Genomic DNA, 16,994 nt, shown 5'->3' on the forward strand with positions numbered 1-16,994 from the left:
GAGGTTTTACATGCTAGATTATATTGATACTAGACAAGGCACCAACAGCAAATATACATTTTCAAATGGCAACACATTACCCGTTACAGCTGTTCCGTTTGGCATGAATCATTTTGTAGTCCAAAGCAGTGATGAGGGTAGTTGGTTTTTTAATCCCTATGATCGGATTTTTCAAGGGATACGTCTAAGTCATCAGCCAAGTCCTTGGATGGGAGATTTCTCTCATTTTGTGATGACACCCATAGCGGACGACAAAATTAAAGGCTCCCTCTTTTCTTGCCAAAGCTCTTATCGCCCTGAGGAAGCGATCTTTAAACCACATCACGTTAAGGTAAAGCAACAACGATACAATATTGTCACAGAGCTTGTCCCTTCTACTTATGGTGCTACATTACAGATCCAATACAATTCAAGGCAGCAAGCAGGATTTGTATTAAATATTAAAAATCGTAGTGAATTTCACATTGATGCTACGGGACGTCGCGTCACAGGTTATGTTAGTAATTTCTCAGGCTGTCATGATGATCAGTTTAAAATGTATGTCGTGATGCAATTTAGTAAGGAGATCGATTTAGGTGGCTCTGGTTACTATGATGTGGACGGACAGCTATGTAATGAAACTGATATCAGTGGGCTTGATCAGCATGTTGTTATCCGATTTAAAGATTGCGAACAAGAGCTACTAGAGGTGAAGCTGGCTACTTCGTTTATTAGCTTAGAGCAAGCAGAGCTTAATTATAGCCGGGAGGCAAATGACAGCTTTGATACGCTCAAACAGCAAGCGGCTAACGACTGGAATTATTATTTAAATAAAATAAAAGTAACGCATTCAAACGAGCAATATATACGAACCTTTTACAATTGTTTGTACCGAATGTTCCTCTTTCCACAAAAGTTTTATGAGCTAGACGATGCTATGCAACCTATTCATTATGACACAACAGCAAAAGCGGTTAAAAGTGGAGTATTGTACACAAACAATGGATTTTGGGATACATATAAGACGGTATATCCGCTGTATTCCATCATCGCGCCAAAAGAATATGAGGAAATGCTAGAAGGATATTTGAACAGTTATATTGAAACAGGATTTTTGCCAAAATGGTTATCGCCAGATGAGCGTGGCATTATGCCAGGTACACTCATAGATGCAGTTATAGCTGACGCCGCATCCAAAGGAATCGGAATGAAGCTCATGCCCCAATTGCTTACAGCTATGCTGACCGGGGCAACGACACAAAGTGAGCAGGACTGCTACGGTAGACGAGGTACATTAGACTATATTAAGCATGGTTATGTTCCAAACCACTATCATGAAAGCGTTAACCATACGCTTGATTACGCATATAGCGACTATTGTATTAGTGTTGTAGCAGAAGTGCTGGGTAATGAACAAGTGACGGAGCATTATCGTAAAAATGCCCTCAATTACCGTAACATCTTTGATCCAAATTCCGGTTTTATGCGAGCAAAGGATAGTCATGGTGAGTTCCGTGCAGATTTTAACCATTTTACATGGGGTGAGGATTATGCTGAAGGTAGTGCATGGCAAAATAGCTTTGCGGTCTTTCATGATTTTGGAGGATTAGTTCAAGCCTACGGTTCGCAGGAGCAGTTTTTTCAAAAGATCACTGACCTATGCAATACTCCTCCCCACTATGATGTGCTAGGTTACGGCTTTGAAATTCATGAGATGAGCGAAATGTCGGCTGTAGATTTTGGACAAGTGGCAATCTCGAACCAGCCAAGCTTCCATATTCCTTATTTATTTAATTACGTCGGGCAACCTGCCTCCACGCAAATTGTCGTCAAGCAAATCATGACTCAGTTATTTAATAATGGCTTTAGTGGTTACCCTGGGGATGAGGACAATGGCAGCATGTCAGGTTGGTACGTGTTTAGTGCGATGGGCTTCTATCCAGTCTGCCCTGGAAGTAAAGAGTATGTGCTTGGTATTCCATTATTTGATACTGTTACGATTGAGCTTCCAAACGGCAAGCAGATGCAAATTCAAACTGATAACAACAACCCACAATCTAACTTTGTCAGCAAGCTCACTTTAAATGGAGAGCAATATACTAAGTTGTTTATTACGCATGATGATATTATAGAAGGTAAAGCATTAAACTTCGCGTTGGGGCTTGCCCCCACCTATCGAAACTATGAAGAGGGAGATCTTCCGTTTTCAATCTCGAAGAAAAGTACGATACAAAACAACATAATAATGAGCTGAGTTATTTATTTAGAATGTATTTTGAATGAATGATTGAGAACAAAAAGGATAGTGAGTATAGGTTAATCCCTATTTCGCTATCCTTTTTTATGCCTTCTTCAGCTATATTTATTTGCACGCTAAATTACAAATACATACTAGCCTATTTATCCAAAAAAACGTTTTTTTCAATTGTGATGTTACTCAATATATGTTAATGTATTATTAAGTAACATGTCGGGAGGGATATTTTGTGCAATATGTAAATCCGATTCGAGATATTGAAACGATACAAGCCATGAAGCAAGTACTGAGAAAGCAATCACTCAGAGATGTGTTGCTGTTTGTACTCGGAATCAACACTGGAATTGGTCTTCTTGATATGCTGAACCTAACAATACAAGACGTCTGGGATGGTCAGCAGCCAAAGCAGTTCCTTTATTTAAAGGATGCACACGCTGGGGAAGAGAAGGCGTATTATTTAAATAGCAAAATCCGGCAAATCCTGATTGAGTATTTATCTAGCGAGGACTGGAGCGGAGATGATTATTTATTTAAATCAAAAAAGGATCGTCGCCCCATCACCCGTCAACAGGCATACCGTATTATTAACCATTCGGCAAGGGAGGTAGGAATTACAGAAAAGATCGGCACCCATACACTTCGCAAAACATTTGGGTATCATGCGTATCAAAGAGGTATTGCCATTTCAATTATTAAATCCGTTTTGAATCACCACTCCACTTCGGAAACCTTGAAGTATTTAGGAATTGACAAGAATGCAGATTTACCTATTAAAGTAGATGTGAATTTATAAAAAAATACCCTCCTATAAAGATGGAGAGTATTAAATACATTCTATATATGTGGTCCTAATTATTCATCGGTGTCTTCCAGACCCAATGCGGTATCAATTTCTACGTTTTTTAGTTCAGTGACGATTCCATCGTCAACCAGGACCTGCAAAGTTTCGGCATCCTTCATAAAACGGAAAATTCCATTATCAAAATCCGTATCAACTTCTTTAAAGAAGATGCCTTCAAATTCCGTATCCTTTTCATGATTAAAGCTTAATCTATAATGCTGATCTTCCTTAATTAAGTAAGCTCTTGTTCCATTTCTATACATCCCTTCCCCATCACGAATATAGCGGGAGACCGAAATGATGTGTAGATCAACAAAAGGAATTTCACGCACCAAAGCATTAACAATGGAGCCCTTAGTAATTTGCTCCCATCGACTTTGTGCCGTCTGACCTAAAATAATTTGCGTAATATTTTTTTCTCTAGCAACCTCAGCAATAATTTTTGTGACAGGACGACTTTCATTATCTTTCATAATAAATTGTGCTGTACTATGAGAGTTTGCATACTCTTTCCATTTTTCGATATAAAATATTTTCTCGGCATCCAGTTCATCAAAGGGCTTGGGATCAATCGTTAAAATGTAAAGGGGAGCCTTCATCATATTCGCAATTTTACAACCGCGTTTGATTAGTCTTTCGCCGTTAGGTCCATAATAAACGCAGACAAGAATACTTTCATTCATCATTGTAATATCCATTTTTTAATACTTCACCTCAGGGTTAAATAGTAGATCGTTAAATTAAACTACGTAAGACTATAATTGAAGTTTCATAAAGAGTCAACAACAGGACAACATTACCCGTAAAGTAAGGAGGAGGTCGCTTGGCTATATTTTATATTTTCATTTTCCTTCCATTTTTAAGCGCCATACTTGTACCATTTTTGTATAAATATCTCAATCGCCTTGTACATACAGGGTGGTTCGTATTACTCGCCCCCTTATTCATATTGATCTATTTACTTCAATATATACCTTCAATAGCGGCGGGTGAAACGTACCAATATACTTTATCCTGGATTCCAACCCTTGGCATTAATATCGTTACTTATGTGGATGGATTAAGCTTACTGTTTGGCTTACTCATTTCAGGTGTCGGAGTACTTGTCATTATTTACTCTATTTTTTATATGTCTAAAACCCGTGAGGCACTTCATCAGTTTTATGTCTATTTGCTTCTATTTATGGGAGCAATGCTTGGACTCGTATTCTCTGATCACCTTCTAGTTTTATATGGATTCTGGGAGTTAACGAGTGTGTCCTCTTTCTTATTAATTGCGTATTGGTATGAGCGTAAGAGCTCGCGTCAGGGTGCCTTAAAAGCCATGCTCATTACCGTAATTGGCGGATTCGGGATGCTTGCCGGATTTATTATGCTAATTATGATGGCTGATACTTACAGCATTCGGGAAATCATTGCCCAAGTGGACGTGATTCAGAGTCATGCTTTATTTATTCCTGCTATGCTGTGTATCCTGCTGGGAGCTTTTACGAAATCTGCACAATTTCCGTTTGGCATCTGGTTACCTGATGCGATGGAAGCACCAACTCCAGTGAGTGCCTACCTGCACTCTGCGACGATGGTGAAGGCGGGGATTTATTTAGTTGCACGCACAACCCCTATCTTTGGGGGCAGCTCTGTATGGTTTTGGCTCGTCACTGGTGTAGGTATCATTACACTTTTATACGGTTCATTATCTGCATTACGTATGACTGATTTAAAGGCATTGCTTGCTTACTCAACGATTAGCCAATTGGGCTTAATTATGAGTTTGCTTGGCGTAGGTTCACTTGCCGTGTATTTTGGACCTGGCGAAAACGGTAGTCTCTTTACTGTAGCGACCTTCGCTGCCTTGTTCCATCTATTTAATCATTCTACCTTTAAAGGAAGCTTGTTTATGGTAGTAGGAATTATTGATCATGAGACAGGAAAGCGTGATATTCGTTATTTAAGTGGGCTAATGCAGGTATTGCCAGTGACATTTACCATTGCGATGGTTGGTGCCTTTTCAATGGCTGGATTACCACCATTTAACGGTTTTTTAAGTAAAGAAATGTTTTTTGCCGCAATGACAGAGCTAACGCATGTTAGCGCATTTGGTCTAGACCGTTTAGGTGTAATATTCCCTGTCATCGCTTGGATCGCCAGCGTATTTACGTTTGTATACTGTATGATTTTTGTATTCAAAACGTTTGGTGGGAAATTTCACCCTGAAAAGTTAACGCGTAAAGTACATGAGGCTTCATTTGGCATGTTATTTGCACCCATCGTGCTGTGCTTGTTTGTCGTGTTAACCTTCTTTTTCCCAAATGTGCTTGGAAAGTACATTTTAATTCCTGCTTTGACCTCAGTATTGCCAATGATGCCAATCTCTTCAACTGATCTAAAAATCAGTGCATGGCATGGTGTAAATGCTGAATTGCTGATGACGATTGGCGTGGTTGTGCTTGGCTTCCTACTATTTAGAACAGCGAAACGTTGGATTCGGCTTTTCCGTAATTATCCACAAACGCTAACTCTAAATCATCTATTTAATAAATCACTACCAAGTATGGAAAAGAGAGCTGCTTCGCTAACTAACCGTTACATGACAGGTTCATTAAGACATTATTTAAGCTATATTTTTTCTTTCTTTGTCATGTTGCTATTAGGCTCACTTCTATTGAACTACGGACTTAAATTTGATTTTTCTAACGATGCAAGCATTTCATTATTTGATGCTGGACTTGTGCTAGTGATGGTGATAGCAGCCTTAACGGTCTTACTTACGAATCACCGTGTTGTAGCCATTGTCGCTCTAGGGGCAGTTGGTTATATGGTTTCGATGTTTTTCGTTATCTTCAGAGCACCTGATTTAGCCTTAACCCAAATGGTTGTAGAGACAGTAACTACCGTGCTTTTCCTACTCTGCTTCTATCATTTGCCGAAGCTCAAAAAGGATATTGAACGAATACCGTTTAAGCTGAGTAATCTCATCATTTCAATTTCTGTTGGCCTAACCGTCACCTTGCTAGCTCTGTCTGCGAATGGTCACAAATTGTTTGAGCCTATTACTGAGTTCTTCGAAAGGGCTTATGAGCTGGCTGGCGCTAAAAATATCGTCAATGCAATTTTAGTTGATTTCCGTGGATTTGATACGATGCTTGAAATCTCCGTTCTAACTATTGCGGGATTGGGTGTATATGTACTAATCCATCAACGCTCTAAAAGGAGGAAACAGGATGAAACCGAATAATGTTATTTTACAAACGGTAACCCGTGTAGCTGTATTTATTATTTTCACCTTTTCCATCTATTTGTTTATGAGCGGTCACCATCAGCCAGGTGGTGGCTTCATCGGTGGACTTAGTACTGCGGCAGCAATTGTACTCCTTTACTTGTCCTTTGGGATTGAGAAAGTTCGGGAGAATATTCCTGTCGACTTCAAAAAACTTGCTGCTGTTGGCGTATTTATCGCCGTAGGTACAGGTCTTGTAAGTATCGTCTATGGTCAACCGTTTCTAACCCAAACGTTTGGGCATGTAAACTTACCGATTTTCGGAGATACAGAGCTTGCGTCAGCTATGGTGTTTGACACTGGGGTTGCTTTAGCGGTAATCGGTACTGCAGTAAATATTATTTTGAGTATAAGTGAGGACCGCTGATATGGAGACTCTAATTATTTTGTTGGTTGGCGTACTTGTATCGATCGGAACCTATTTGATTTTATCCAGACGGCTGCTACGAATCGTACTCGGAGCTTCTCTCATCAGCCATGCTGTTAACTTGTTGCTCATTACCTCTGGTGGTCTCAAGACAGGTGCAGCTCCCTTGCTGAGTGAGAAAACACAGCAATTTACTGATGCGATCCCACAAGCCTTAATTTTGACGGCGATCGTGATCAACTTTGCGGTCACCGCATTAGTATTAGTTCTAGGTTATCGAGCTTATCAAAGCTTTGGGAGTGATGACATGGAACAGTTAAGGGGAAATGAGTATGAATAATTTGTTAATTGCTCCGGTCGTTATCCCTTTATTAGCGGGAATGGCCCTTATCATTTTTCAAAAAAATATTTATCTTCAACGCACGCTTAGTCTGATCGCTTTATGCTTAACTACTGTCGTAGCTGTAATGCTAGTCAGTCGCGTGAGTAACAGCGGGATTCAAGCGTTACAGCTTGGCGGCTGGGAAGCGCCATTTGGGATTACCTTTGTTGCTGATATGTTTAGCGCCTTGCTTCTACTTGCTACCTCTGTAGTTGCAATCGGTTGTTTACTTTATGCCTTTTCCTCGACGGAACGACGGCAAGAAAAGCTTTATTTTTATCCACTGTTTTTGTTTTTAATTACCGGTGTTAATGGCTCATTCTTAACAGGGGACTTATTTAACTTATACGTATTTTTTGAAGTATTTTTAGTTGCTTCCTATATTATGATCACTTTAGGTGGTAGCCAAAAGCAGCTTCGAGAGTCACTAAAATATATTTTTACAAACATTATCTCATCCGCCTTTTTCCTGATGGGTGTAGCTTATCTATATTCCATCACAGGTACATTAAATCTGGCACATCTATCACTACGTATCGCAGAGGTGGGTCAGGATGGGTTAATTACGACAGTGGCACTTTTATTCCTGATTGTGTTTGCACTAAAAGCGGGGCTACTGCTCTTCTTCTGGTTACCTGGCTCCTATAGTGTACCTCCTACTGCGGTTTCCGCTGTTTTTGCAGCCTTATTAACCAAAGTAGGGATCTATGCGATTTTTCGTATGTTTACACTCATTTTTTATCATGAACCACAAATTACGCATCTGATTATCGGCATTTTAGCGGCAGCCACGATGATTTTTGGGGCAATTGGGGCGATCGGCTATTGGGATCTAAGGAACATCCTCACCTACAACGTGGTTATTAGTGTTGGATTTATCATGGTAGGTTTTGTAGCCTTTACGACAAATGGTACGATGGGTTCCATCTATTATTTACTTCACGATATGGTAATCAAGGCTCTTGTATTTCTAATTGGTGGAACAATTATTCATCTCACAGGCACTAGTCGCTTGAAGGAGATTGGTGGTTTAATTCGTCTAAAGCCGATGCTTGGCTGGATGTTTTTAATTGCAGCTTTGTCCATGGTTGGCATTCCACCACTCAGTGGTTTTTTGGGTAAAGTATTTATAACACGTGGTGCTTTTGAATCTGGTTATTTCTGGCTTGGCGCGATTGGCTTAGTCGCCAGCTTAGGCATCCTCTATTCGATGATTAAGCTGTTTATGAATGCGTTCTGGGGCGATAAAATGCTAAATGAAGATGAGTTAAAGGGAAATGCTAAAGGCTTATTGTTCCCCATTATCTTCTTAACCTGTGTAAGTCTAGCTTTAGGCCTTGGTGCTGAAGGAATTGCAGATCATGTCGCTCAAGCTGCCAATGAGTTGCTTAATCCTAGTCTATACATTAACGCAGTGTTTAAGTAAAGGAGGGATACTATGCCCGTTCAAGTACTTCTTAATATATTTATCGCTTGCTTGTGGATGTTTTTACAAGATGATGTCAGCATTTTGAATTTTATTAGCGGTTATTTTGTAGGTTTGTTCATTTTATTATGTACTCGCCGATTTTTTAAGGATCGCTTTTATATATTTACGCTCGCTGCAATTGGTAAGCTATTCATCATTTTCATTCATGAGTTAATTACCTCTTCCATGATGGTGATGAAGCATGTGCTAAGGCCTAAGGTTGATGTCACACCTGGAATTTTCAAGGCTGAAACTGATTTAGAGGGAAGCTTAGAGGTAACATTACTCTCCTTGCTAATTTGTTTGACACCGGGCTCAGTTGTGATGGAGCTTACTCCCGATTCTAAGATCCTTTATATTCATGGTCTAAATTTGCCTGAGTCTAAGGACTCTGTCATTAAGTCAATCTCTGTATTTGAAAAAGCGATTAAGGATGTGACGCGAAAATGATATTTGAAACTATATTACGTATCGCTTTAGGTATATTGATGCTCTCCATCCTTGCGAACATGTACAGGGTGGTGAAGGGGCCTTCTGGTGCGGATCGCGTGCAAGCCCTCGACTCCATCGGCATCAATTTAATTGCCAGCATCGCTGCCTATTCTGTATTATTTCATACCCAAGCTTTCTTTGACCTTATATTACTAATCGGAATTCTGTCATTTATCGGGACAATTGCCTTTGCAAGGTTTATCGAAAGGGGTGTTGTCATTGAGCGGAAGCGGTGAAGCAGTTGGTGCAATTCTCATTTTAGTTGGAGCCATCTTTAGCTTAATCAGTGCGATTGGTGGCATCCGTTTACCTGACGTCTATACTCGATCACATGCGGCATCTAAAAGCTCTACCCTAGGTGTGTTGTGTGCATTGGCAGGAACCTTACTTTATTTTCTCATTTCTGATGGCATTTTCAGCGTTCGTCTTATTTTAGGTATTTTCTTCGTCTTTTTGACTGCTCCAGTCGCTGCACATGTCCTATGTCGTTCAGCTTACCGCAACGACGTGCCGATGGTTGGCGCAGTAGAAGATGAATTGAAACAGTATTATGGGATGAACAAAGATGATAAAGGTACTGTGGAGAAAAATGTAGTTAAACATGATGCGTCTTCGATCTCAATAATAGATAAGGAAGCATCGCTTCATACTTCAGAATCTTAAATGTTAGAGGTTACTTTTAGAGGTTGGCGTAGCTTAATGATAAAAATGAAACGAGTCTTAGGATCAACTAAGGCTCATTTTTTTATTAACAAGTGGTACTAATATGCTATACCTACACGAAAATTAATGAATTCACTATTATTTATTAGACTGTATACAAATTGTGCTGTATCCGACACCGATATTTTAGTTCCACCCTCTGGTAAATAATCAATCTCTACGCGGTATTCACCAATACATTCCTCATCCGGCAAATACGTTGGACATACAATTGTCCAATCCAGTTTTGACGCTCTCAACATTTCGTAAGCTTGATGATGTTCTTCTGCTGCACGGGTAGATTTACGCTTTGACTCGCTTGATTGATAACGCAATAGATTTGGAGATGTTCTACTTTGAAGGATACCTGCGGTTCCTACTGTTATAATTCGCCTGATACCTTCTTGCTTCATTGCGTTTATGATTAAAGGCATACTATCCGTTAGTGTAGTTGATCCATCCGTATTTAGCGCACTAATAACCACGTCAATACCACGCATCGCGGCCATAATATCATTTTGATTCAAAACATTGCCTTGAATGATGTTCAAGTTGTCATCATAATTTAATTCAAGCTTGTCTGGCGTACGAACTAACACCGTCACATGGTGACCCTCATCAAGCGCGTAGGCAACAACTTTACTTCCTACTCGTCCTGTTCCACCTAAGATTAATATATTCAAGTGATAACCTCCTGACTCAGAATTGTTCTCTAACATTAGTCATAATGTATAGTTTACACTATGTTGATCAGGTATAATATATTTAAAACCTTAGGTTAATCGAAAGGAGGGTTTTAATGTCACGATATACTGAACCCAATTGGATGCGTAGTGCATTAATTACAATTGATACTCAAAATGATAACTCTCTAGTCGGTTCGAAGGCTGAAGTACCAGGAACTGCTAAAATTTTACCAAAAATGAAGCAGCTTGTGGAAGCATTTCGTGCAGCGAAACGTCCAATCATTCACGTTATTCGTTTGTATAAAACGGATGGAACCAATGCAGATCTTTGTCGTCGAGAAATCATAGAAAATGGATTCCATTTCGTTAGTCCAGATACAGACGGTGCGGAGCTCGTGAACGAGATTAAACCTGAACAGTGTCCCCCTCTTCAGGGACAACTACTTCTAAATGGTGAGTTTCAGCAACTAGGAGAATATGACTGGGCTATGTATAAACCAAGATGGGGAGCCTTCTATCAAACAGATTTAGAGAAATTCTTGAGTCAAAAAGGTATTGATACTTTAATTTTTGCTGGTTGTAACTTTCCAAATTGCCCTCGAACAAGTATGTATGAAGCGAGTGAACGAGATTTGAAGGTAGTGATGACAGAAGATGCAATATCTGGCCTTTATGAAAAGGGTATCGAAGAAATGAAAAACATCGGGGTATCTATTATAGAATCAAATGAAATTATAAGTAAATTAAATAAGTTACACCTTTAGGCATCTAAAATAAATGTCGCCAACCAGTTAAGGAAGGCGACATTTATATCAACATATTATTAACTATAATCACTTAGCTTATTGCATTTATTTTGCTGTTACGGTTAAAACAATTTCTTGTTTTGCAGTGACTTCTCCCTTTAAGATCGGTTTTTCTACACTTTCTACTACATCACCGTTCGTAATAACAAGAGGGGTTATGATATCCTTTGCCTTTTTCTTCACTAGCTCTAAATCAACCGTTACCATTAAGTCGCCTGCTTTAACTTTTTTTCCTTCGGTAACATGTGTAGTAAATCCTTCACCCTTCATTGATACAGTTTCAAGCCCAATATGAATTAAAATTTCAGCTCCATTACCAGCTCTTACAATTACAGCATGTTTTTTAGGAAATACGCGTACCACTTCGCCATCAACAGGTGAATATATCTTGCCTTCACTAGGTATTATAGCAATCCCTTCCCCCATCATCTTTTCTGCAAAAACGGGGTCTGGTACCTCTTCAATTCCTACTAATTTTCCTGTTGCATATGCTTTTAATTCAATTGTTTTTGATACTTCTTTATTTTTGGAAAATAAATTTTTAAACATGGTTATCAGTTCCTTTATTATGAGCTTAAATATATCAATAGACTGGAGATTTCAAAGGATTAAATGATTTATTTACTAGTATGCTCTTTAATAAATTGTTGATACCAATAAAAGCTCTTCTTTTTGTAACGCTTTAAGCTGCCATTTCCTTCGTTATCTTGATCAACATAAATAAAACCATATCGTTTATTCATTTCAGAGGTACTAGAAGAAATAATATCAATCGGCCCCCACCAGCAATATCCAAAAACCTCTACTCCGTCTAAAATAGCTTCTTCTAATTGTTCCAAGTGTTCTTTTAAGAACTGAATTCTATCATCATCTTGAATTTGCCCGTTTTCATCAAGGCTTTCATAGTCTGAAAAGCCGTTTTCAGCAATCAACAATGGAAGATGATAACGATCATACAAATTATTTAGTGCAATTCTGAATCCCTGAGGATCAATTTGCCATCCACTCTTTGTCAATTTTAAGTACGGATTTTTAATTTTACTGTTAAGGTGGCCAAGGTCACCAGAATTTGCGCGAGCGACATAAGACATGTAATAACTAAAAGATACAAAATCGACTCGACCATTTTTCAAAATTTCAAGATCACCAGGCTGCATATCAATCTGAACATTATTTTCTTTAAAATAACGCTCCATATAAAATGGATATTCTCCAAACACATGAACATCACCAAAGAAATTGTTAAGTTGCCCTTCTTGTAAAGCGCGCCATTGATGGGCTGGCTCACATGTTTCTGGGTAATATTCCAAGCGACAAACCATGCAACCTACTTTCAAGCTTGGATCGATTTCATGTGCTGCCTGAACTGCTAAAGCAGATGCCACAAATTGATTGTGAGTGCATTGGAATCGTAAATCCATTTCATTTCGACTTGAATTTTCAGGAATTGCTCCACTACACGTATAAGGGCTGTCCATGACCATGTTAATTTCATTAAACGTAAGCCAATATTTCACTTTTTTGTGATAGCGATTAAATAATGTCTTTGCATACTTCACAAAGCAATCAATCATTTCCCGACTTTCAAAACCATTGTATTTTTGCACTAAATGTAGCGGATAATCATAGTGAGAAATCGTTACTAATGGCGTAATGTTATGTTTAGCCAACTCATCAAATACATCATCATAAAATTTCAAGCCCTCTTCATTTGGTTCACTTTCTTCACCTGTTGGAAAAATACGCGGCCAAGAAATGGACATCCGAAATACACTAAATCCCATTTCAGCAAAAAGAGCGATATCCTCTTTATAGTGGTGATAAAAATCGATGCCTCTACGTTTAGGAAGGTTAAATTTTCCAGGATCAGCTAGTATTTCATCTATTTGTTGTTGTGTAACATCAAATGTAAAAGAGGTTTCCTTATTGGCCTGCTCCAATGGAATAAAACGAACCATATCTGAGCTAGAGAGGCCTTTGTTTCCTTGGTCATAAGCTCCTTCAAGTTGGTTTGCTGCTGTTGCTCCCCCAAACAGGAAGCCTTTTGGAAAATTGTTAGTCATTACAATAATTCCTTTCCTTATAAAATTAATTTTTATTTTTCAATGAGTGTATCCTCTTCTAACCCAAGCATCCGAGTCGCAATAAATGCGCTTACAAATGCTATAACCATAGTAATTACCGCCATAAAGAAATTGAATAAAGTGCCATCAGGATTAATAAAGGCGATTATACTAGCTATACCAGGTGATGAAAAGCTGTACTCGACAACCTGCATAACTCCTGCAAATAATCCACCAATAGCACCACCGATAATTGCACCGATAAATGGACGTTTAAATTTAGTTAACACTCCAAATATGGCAGGCTCTGTAATCCCAAATGCGGCTGTAATACCTGTAGACACTGCCACAGATTTTGACTCTTTGTTCTTTAATAGAAGACTAGTCGCAATAGCAGCACCTGCAACAGCAAGGTTACCAGCTAAAAGACCCGTCATCATAAAACCCTCATATCCATTCTCTGCAAAAGAGAGAAAGATTGCAGGATAAAAAGCAGAACCAGTTCCACTAAAAATCACTAATGGTGCAAGTCCACCAAAAACCCCAACCGAAAACCATCCAAGATGGATATGAAGCCATGCCATACCTAATGCAATGTAGCTACCAAGCCAAGTTGCAATTGGACCAATAGCTATTAAAGCAACTGGAACTGTGATAATCATCGTTATAGTAGGTACAACAAAAAATTTAATTGATTTAGGAATATGTTTCTCCAGAGGACGGTATATTGCAGACATAAAGAGTACACCAAACACGACTGGCAAAACTGAGCTACCATAGTCCACAGGTGTGATTGGAATCCCTAGGAAATCAAGCCCCTTCACCCCACTGATACTATTAGTTACAAACACTCCACCTAACAAAGAACCCAACATTGGAGTCACATTTAGCTTCTTCGCAGTATTATATCCTACATATATAGGTAAAAAAATGAAGGCTGCATTATAAATCGCATTGAGTACAATATAAGTACCGGATTTAGAATTCATTCCAAAAAAGGTAGTACAAACAACAAGAATGGCACTAATTAAACCACCTGCCACAATAATCGGTAATACAGGTACAAAGGAAGCGGAGATAAAGTCACCCGCTTTCAATAAAGCAGATTTAACTCCTCTTTTTTTCTTTTGTGGAGCAACTTGATCTTCCACATCGACAGATGCAGTCTGGAAATCACCCAGCTTTAAAAAATCTAAGTAAACAGCTTCTACTCCTGGGCCAATGATGATCTGATACTCGTCATCACGCATGACCATGCCAAGAACTCCATTGATTTTTTTGATCGTCTGTTCATCTTTTGTTTTTGCTGGATCGTTTACTGTCAGACGAAGCCTAGTTGCACAATGTGCTACACTTTTAATATTTGAAGTCCCTCCGGCAGCATCAAGAATATCCTTGATCATCGTTTTATTAGAGCCCAAAAACCTCACCCCTCCAAATGCATTTTAGTATGTCTCTATATGCAACTAGCTTTAATTCATTTACATGAAACATACTGTAAGTTAATTATATTTAATTAAATAAAAAAACTGGGGGCATAATCTGTCCCCCAGGCTATCATAAAAGCTCAACTGCTATTCAATTTAATGTTTTTTTACAGTATCTTCAATGCTATTAGTTATTTCCCGTACTTTCTTATATAAGCCGCATATATGCTTTCAAGAAAATATTGGATACCAAAAACCGTATATGCGCTTCGATGTTGAGATTGATCCTCACTGCTTAAATACCATACTTCATCATAGCTTTCCCTGTAAATCTCCTTATGATTGGTCGTAATTAGAATCTTATGGGCATTTAGGGTAGTGACCATATCCAATGATACACCAGCAAATAATCCACCGACGGATAAAACAATGAGCATATCGTCTTTATCTAGGCTTTTTAGAACCGAATTATCTCTAAACTTATTTGAAATGACTCTTACTATTTTCCCTGATAAAATCATGCCCTTTTGAAATTCACTACATTGGTTACTATAAACATCTGAGGTTAGGAAAATAACTTGATTACTATGTTTAATTTTTGTGATTGTACGTTCTAAAAATTCTGAAGTGAGACGTCTATCACAATCTAACGCCATTTCGAATAACTGCTTTGCCAATGAATGTTCTTCATTAGCTTCATGAATTCCGAAACGATAAAAGTTATACTTAACCGGATCAAATAGCTTCTTTAAATCCTTGAAATTACTATATCCTAAATTTTGGGACAACCGCCTGACAGTTGCACGACTGACAAAGCATTCGTCTGCAATATCATAAATATTGAGTTCATGTAAACGGTTGTAATTTTGCAAAAGGTACTTGGCAAGCATCACATTTGTTTCACTATCTGAATCTTCATTGATGATGCTAATTAAGGAGTTCAATAATCCCCAATGATTAATATAGTCCATTTAATCACTCTCATTTCAGTTCACTTTTATGTTCTCCATATTATACATCTTCATTCACTAGAAATTAATTCTAAACATTCTAAACTTCCCGTAGATCACTTGCCGGCTATACTTTGGTGCAAACATAATGTGGTACTTACAATTTTATTTTGGTATGTGCTAAACTGCTCACATCAGATGGCATCTGTATTCTTCTTGTTGTCTATAAATTCGGTTGGCGAACCAAATTTATTGTAACATCGGGGGGAATTTTTTTGATGTATCGCGATAAGCTCTCCTAAAAAAAATGGTCTCAGTTAGACTGAAACCACATTTAAAAATATAATTTCATGATTTGTTTTACGAAAAGTCTTCACTTTTTCGTTTGTCAAAACCAACAATTTTGACAAGTTCACTGGTCATTGTTAATCTATTGTTCGAGAGGTAACAATTCTCTCATAATCTTAACGACTATATTTATTATTGCTTGGAGGGCTCTATGACGGAATGGATTATGGATTTCATACTTTTTTTTAAGGATTTATCATATGCAGGGATCGTGCTCGCGTTATCCTTTGAATTTGTGCCTGCTGAAATCGTTCTCCCACTTGCTGGATATTGGGTGCATCTCGGAGATTTAAACTTGTATCTAACCATTTTAGCTGGAACAATAGGGGGAACATTTGGACCATTAACGTTGTATGCACTAGGTCGATATGGGGGTAGACCTTTTATTGAAAAGTATGGTAAATACTTCTTCATTCGTCCTCATCACTTGGAATCTTCCGATAAGTTCTTTCAGAAATACGGAAATGGCGTTGCTTTCTATGGACGTTTTGTCCCTGGGGTGAGAACACTAATTTCTATTCCATGTGGGATTGCTAAAATGAATGTATTTAAATTTAGCTTGTACACCTTTTTTGCAATGTTACCAATCACAGCATTGTATGTGTACCTAGGGTTTAGTTTAGGTCATCAATGGGAAAATGTAGACGAACTCATTAAACCATATATCATGCCTGCTGCAACCGTATTTGTTGTTGCCTTTGGTTTGTATGTGATTGTAAAACAAATGAAGAGGAAGCCTGCTTAAGCGTAGACTCCTATGGTATAATTTAACTTGTACAACACACCTTGAGTGGGTGCGGTCTCCTCCAGAAAGGAGGTGTACCGTATGAGCTTCTCTTTTTCAGATGTTATTATGTTTGCTGCATTTATTATTGCACTTTTAACATACATCGATCGAAAAAAGAAGTGACCCACTCTAAGGTCGACATGAAGTGCTCCCTGTCAAGTA

At 38.4% G+C, this 16,994-nt stretch carries 17 protein-coding genes and 1 pseudogene; 11 read left to right on the forward strand and 7 right to left on the reverse strand.

Annotated features, from left to right (window positions below; genetic code table 11):
* Positions 1-10 precede the first annotated feature (10 nt).
* Positions 11-2,233, forward strand: coding sequence for a GH92 family glycosyl hydrolase (locus ABE099_RS11340; protein WP_430030384.1), 2,223 nt, complete (start codon positions 11-13; stop codon positions 2,231-2,233).
* 232 nt (positions 2,234-2,465) lie between these two features.
* Positions 2,466-3,029: a tyrosine-type recombinase/integrase gene (locus tag ABE099_RS11345; protein WP_430030386.1), complete on the forward strand. Its 564-nt coding sequence runs from the start codon at positions 2,466-2,468 to the stop codon at positions 3,027-3,029.
* A gap of 59 nt (positions 3,030-3,088) precedes the next feature.
* Here the strand turns inward: ABE099_RS11345 and ABE099_RS11350 are convergent, their stop codons facing one another.
* Positions 3,089-3,775 carry a universal stress protein gene (locus ABE099_RS11350; protein ID WP_430030388.1) on the reverse strand — a complete coding sequence of 229 codons (687 nt, stop codon included), beginning with the start codon at positions 3,773-3,775 and terminating at the stop codon, positions 3,089-3,091.
* Between the two features lie 125 nt (positions 3,776-3,900).
* Between ABE099_RS11350 and ABE099_RS11355 the strand changes: the two genes are divergently transcribed.
* From ABE099_RS11355 to mnhG, 7 genes are read left to right on the forward strand one after another with little or no spacing between them, the layout of a single operon-like run.
* The gene (locus ABE099_RS11355) at positions 3,901-6,312 is read left to right on the forward strand and encodes a Na+/H+ antiporter subunit A (RefSeq protein ID WP_430030390.1); all 2,412 of its coding nucleotides are present in this window, start codon (positions 3,901-3,903) and stop codon (positions 6,310-6,312) included.
* Positions 6,299-6,721 carry a Na(+)/H(+) antiporter subunit B gene (locus ABE099_RS11360; RefSeq protein ID WP_210088527.1) on the forward strand — a complete coding sequence of 141 codons (423 nt, stop codon included), beginning with the start codon at positions 6,299-6,301 and terminating at the stop codon, positions 6,719-6,721. The genes ABE099_RS11355 and ABE099_RS11360 overlap by 14 nt, the downstream gene beginning before the upstream one ends.
* A gap of 1 nt (position 6,722) precedes the next feature.
* Positions 6,723-7,061: a Na(+)/H(+) antiporter subunit C gene (locus ABE099_RS11365; RefSeq protein ID WP_430030393.1), complete on the forward strand. Its 339-nt coding sequence runs from the start codon at positions 6,723-6,725 to the stop codon at positions 7,059-7,061.
* Positions 7,054-8,529, forward strand: coding sequence for a Na+/H+ antiporter subunit D (locus ABE099_RS11370; protein ID WP_430030395.1), 1,476 nt, complete (start codon positions 7,054-7,056; stop codon positions 8,527-8,529). The genes ABE099_RS11365 and ABE099_RS11370 overlap by 8 nt, the downstream gene beginning before the upstream one ends.
* 12 nt (positions 8,530-8,541) lie before the next feature.
* Positions 8,542-9,021, forward strand: coding sequence for a Na+/H+ antiporter subunit E (locus ABE099_RS11375; protein WP_430030398.1), 480 nt, complete (start codon positions 8,542-8,544; stop codon positions 9,019-9,021).
* Positions 9,021-9,299, forward strand: a complete 279-nt coding sequence (locus ABE099_RS11380; protein ID WP_342453933.1) for a Na(+)/H(+) antiporter subunit F1 — start codon at positions 9,021-9,023, stop codon at positions 9,297-9,299. The genes ABE099_RS11375 and ABE099_RS11380 overlap by 1 nt, the downstream gene beginning before the upstream one ends.
* Positions 9,274-9,726 (forward strand): monovalent cation/H(+) antiporter subunit G, encoded by a 453-nt coding sequence (mnhG, locus tag ABE099_RS11385; RefSeq protein ID WP_430030400.1) that lies wholly within the window; start codon positions 9,274-9,276, stop codon positions 9,724-9,726. The genes ABE099_RS11380 and mnhG overlap by 26 nt, the downstream gene beginning before the upstream one ends.
* A 98-nt stretch (positions 9,727-9,824) precedes the next feature.
* Here mnhG and ABE099_RS11390 read toward each other — a convergent pair whose 3' ends face one another.
* Positions 9,825-10,448, reverse strand: coding sequence for an NAD(P)-dependent oxidoreductase (locus tag ABE099_RS11390; protein WP_430030402.1), 624 nt, complete (start codon positions 10,446-10,448; stop codon positions 9,825-9,827).
* 116 nt (positions 10,449-10,564) lie between these two features.
* Between ABE099_RS11390 and ABE099_RS11395 the strand changes: the two genes are divergently transcribed.
* The gene (locus tag ABE099_RS11395) at positions 10,565-11,215 is read left to right on the forward strand and encodes a cysteine hydrolase family protein (protein ID WP_430030404.1); all 651 of its coding nucleotides are present in this window, start codon (positions 10,565-10,567) and stop codon (positions 11,213-11,215) included.
* Between the two features lie 87 nt (positions 11,216-11,302).
* Here ABE099_RS11395 and ABE099_RS11400 read toward each other — a convergent pair whose 3' ends face one another.
* The 5 genes and pseudogenes from ABE099_RS11400 to ABE099_RS11420 all read right to left on the reverse strand — a co-directional run.
* The gene (locus ABE099_RS11400) at positions 11,303-11,806 is read right to left on the reverse strand and encodes a PTS sugar transporter subunit IIA (protein WP_430030407.1); all 504 of its coding nucleotides are present in this window, start codon (positions 11,804-11,806) and stop codon (positions 11,303-11,305) included.
* Between the two features lie 68 nt (positions 11,807-11,874).
* Positions 11,875-13,320: a glycoside hydrolase family 1 protein gene (locus ABE099_RS11405; protein WP_430030409.1), complete on the reverse strand. Its 1,446-nt coding sequence runs from the start codon at positions 13,318-13,320 to the stop codon at positions 11,875-11,877.
* Between the two features lie 32 nt (positions 13,321-13,352).
* Entirely contained in the window at positions 13,353-14,741 is a 1,389-nt protein-coding gene (locus tag ABE099_RS11410) for a PTS transporter subunit EIIC (RefSeq protein WP_430030411.1), read from the reverse strand.
* 197 nt (positions 14,742-14,938) lie between these two features.
* The gene (locus ABE099_RS11415) at positions 14,939-15,691 is read right to left on the reverse strand and encodes a MurR/RpiR family transcriptional regulator (protein WP_430030413.1); all 753 of its coding nucleotides are present in this window, start codon (positions 15,689-15,691) and stop codon (positions 14,939-14,941) included.
* A 105-nt stretch (positions 15,692-15,796) separates the two neighbouring features.
* Positions 15,797-15,902 (reverse strand): annotated as a pseudogene (locus ABE099_RS11420) (IS200/IS605 family transposase); the annotation flags it as partial.
* A gap of 294 nt (positions 15,903-16,196) precedes the next feature.
* Between ABE099_RS11420 and ABE099_RS11425 the strand changes: the two are divergent.
* Complete coding sequence (locus tag ABE099_RS11425; RefSeq protein WP_430030415.1) at positions 16,197-16,790, forward strand: DedA family protein; 594 nt, start codon at positions 16,197-16,199, stop codon at positions 16,788-16,790.
* The last annotated feature ends 204 nt before the right edge of the window (positions 16,791-16,994 follow it).

Source organism: Paenibacillus turicensis (assembly GCF_050461185.1).
Taxonomy (GTDB): Bacteria; Bacillota; Bacilli; order Paenibacillales; family Paenibacillaceae; genus Fontibacillus; species Fontibacillus turicensis_A.